Below are 3213 nucleotides of genomic sequence, written 5' to 3' on the forward strand. Positions count from 1 at the left end.
CTGCGTACGCTGCATCAAAAGCCGCAACGAYAATGTTTATGAAGTGTYTAGGATTAGAGCTTGCAGCATACAATATTCGCTGCAACTTAGTTTCTCCTGGTTCTACTGAAACTGAAATGCAAAGATTACTATGGGCYGATGAGAATGGAGCTGAAAATATAATTGCTGGTTCTCAAAATACATATAGACTCGGTATTCCGTTACAAAAAATTGCACAACCTTCAGAAATTGCTGAAGCAGTATTGTTTTTAGCTTCTGATAAAGCGAGTCATATTACAATGCACAATTTATGTGTCGATGGCGGAGCTACATTAGGAGTTTAATAAAAAATTCAGGAGGTTTTAATACTATGAATGAACTTATAGCCGTAAAGGAACTGTCAGAAAAATTATTAGAAGATTATAAAACTGAATCTTCGTTCTTTTTCGCTTCACCAACTCGAACGATATTGACAGAAGGAGAGTTTACTACAGTAAAACATCATGAAATTGAAAGCTTTCCAGAACTTGTACAAGCGGTATTAAGTAATGCAAAACAAGCCGGAAATCCGAATCCTATCGTTGTTGGTGCTTTGCCTTTTGATCGTAGAAAAGAAGTTCAACTTATCGTACCAGAACATAGTAGAATTACTGAGCGTTTACAGTTAGAGACAACAAATGAGATAAAACGAAATGAGAAACTGACATTTGAAATGACACCGRTTCCAGCTCCTGAAGTTTATATGGATGGTGTGAAGCAAGGAATAGCAAAAATTCAGGACGGAGATTTAAGAAAAATCGTTCTATCCAGATCATTGGATGTTAAGTCTTCCGAGAAAATTGATCAACAAAAACTACTCCGTGAATTAGCGGAACATAATAAGCACGGCTACACATTTGCTGTTAATTTGCCGAAAGATGAAAACGAGTACAGTAAGACGTTAATTGGAGCAAGTCCTGAATTACTTGTTTCACGTCATGGTATGCAAGTAATTTCTAATCCGTTGGCTGGCTCAAGACCACGAAGTGAGGATCCAGTAGAAGATAAAAGAAGGGCAGAAGAATTACTTTCTTCTCCAAAAGATTTACATGAACATGCGGTAGTAGTTGAATCGGTTGCCGCTGCGCTTCGCCCTTACTGTCATATATTACATGTTCCAGAAAAACCCTCAGTTATTCATAGTGAAGCAATGTGGCATTTGTCTACGGAAGTGAAAGGTGAACTAAAGGACCCAAATACGTCTTCTTTAGAATTAGCAATTGCCCTTCATCCAACGCCAGCAGTTTGCGGAACTCCAATGGAAGAAGCGAGAGAGGCTATTCAAAAAATTGAGCCATTTGACCGTGAATTCTTTACAGGAATGTTAGGGTGGAGCGATTTAAATGGAGATGGCGAATGGATTGTTACAATTCGTTGTGCTGAAGTGCAAGAGAATACACTTCGCTTATATGCAGGTGCTGGAGTTGTTGCTGAATCAAAGCCAGAAGATGAGTTAGCAGAAACATCAGCTAAGTTCCAAACAATGTTGAAGGCTTTAGGGTTAAGAGATAATTCGCTGAATGAAAAATAGGGGGAAGAAAGAATGTTAATAGGTTATACGGAATGGCCAAAAGAATTTGCCAATCGCTATCGAGAAGAAGGGTGTTGGCTTGGAGAAACATTTGGTTCGATGTTAAAAGAACGCGCTGAAAAACATGGAGATCAAATTGCGATTGTAAGTGGTAATTCACAAATAACATATAGTGAACTTGATAAACAGGTAGATCGCTTAGCTTCAGGTTTACTGAATTTAGGAATAAAGAAAGAGGATCGAGTTGTAATCCAGTTACCTAACATTATAGAGTTTTTCGAAATATGCTTTGCACTATTTCGAATTGGAGCGCTTCCTGTTTTTGCACTACCTTCACATCGAAGCAGTGAAATTAGTTATTTTTGTGAGTTTGGTGAGGCGAGTGCTTACGTTATTTCAGACAAGGCTCTCGGCTTTGATTACCGAAAACTAGCAAGAGAAGTAAAAGAAAAAGTGCCTACTTTACAACATGTAATCGTAGTAGGGGAAGAAGAAGAGTTTGTGAGTATAAATGAACTTTACATGAATCCCGTTCCATTACCAGAAGTTCAGCCAAGTGATGTTGCGTTTCTCCAATTATCAGGAGGGACGACAGGACTTTCTAAATTAATTCCTAGAACACATGATGACTATATTTATAGTTTACGTGTTAGCGCTGACATTTGTAATTTAAATGCAGAAAGTGTCTATATGGCAGTTCTTCCAGTAGCACACAATTACCCGATGAGTTCTCCAGGGACATTTGGAACTTTTTATGCGGGTGGAAAAGTAGTATTGGCAACTGGAGGTAGTCCAGATGAGGCATTTGCTCTTATAGAAAAAGAAAAAGTTACGATTACAGCGCTCGTTCCACCATTAGCAATGATTTGGCTTGATGCAGCATCTTCCCGTAACGACGATTTATCGAGCCTGCAAGTTATTCAAGTAGGAGGTGCAAAATTTAGTGCCGAAGTTGCGAAGCGTATTCGCCCTACATTCGGATGTACGTTACAGCAAGTGTTCGGTATGGCAGAAGGGTTAGTAAATTACACAAGATTAAATGATCCTGAAGAAATCATTATTCATACRCAAGGTAGACCGATGTCTACATTCGATGAAGTAAGGGTTGTTGATGAAAATGATAACGATGTAAARCCCGGTGAAGTAGGAAGTTTATTAACAAGAGGGCCATATACAATTCGTGGYTATTATAAAGCGGAAGAGCATAATGCAMGATCATTTACAAAGGATGGATTTTATCGTACAGGAGATCTTGTGAAAGTAAATGAACAAGGTTACATCATTGTAGAAGGAAGAGATAAAGATCAAATTAATCGTGGCGGTGAGAAGGTTGCTGCGGAAGAGGTTGAAAATCATCTATTAGCACATGATGCAGTACATGATGTAGCAATCGTATCTATGCCTGACGATTATTTAGGAGAACGCACTTGTGCTTTTGTTATCGCTCGTGGACAAGTCCTAACTGCAAACGAATTAAAAATGTTCTTAAGAGAACGTGGTATAGCRGCTTATAAGATTCCAGATCGAATTGAATTTATTGAATCATTCCCRCAAACAGGTGTTGGAAAAGTAAGCAAAAAAGAATTACGTAAAGYCATTGCTGAAAAACTTATTACAGTAAAACGATAAAAAACTATTAAAATTTGGAAGGAAGTGATTAGATG

Annotated in this window: 3 protein-coding genes; all 3 read left to right on the top strand. The window is 38.2% G+C overall.

The features are described 5' to 3' along the window. The coding region (locus tag AC1DJR_RS23335) for an SDR family oxidoreductase (RefSeq protein WP_477003614.1) at nt 1-323 on the top strand (323 nt) is incomplete at its 5' end. 26 nt (nt 324-349) lie between these two features. After that, nucleotides 350-1549, top strand: coding sequence for an isochorismate synthase DhbC (gene dhbC, locus AC1DJR_RS23340; protein ID WP_477003615.1), 1200 nt, complete (start codon nt 350-352; stop codon nt 1547-1549). Between the two features lie 12 nt (nt 1550-1561). Continuing rightward, a complete protein-coding gene (locus AC1DJR_RS23345; RefSeq protein ID WP_477003616.1) occupies nt 1562-3178 on the top strand; it encodes a (2,3-dihydroxybenzoyl)adenylate synthase in 1617 nt (538 codons plus the stop codon). Nucleotides 3179-3213: the final 35 nt, after the last annotated feature.

It is taken from the genome of Bacillus sp. 05T31, from assembly GCF_056396725.1.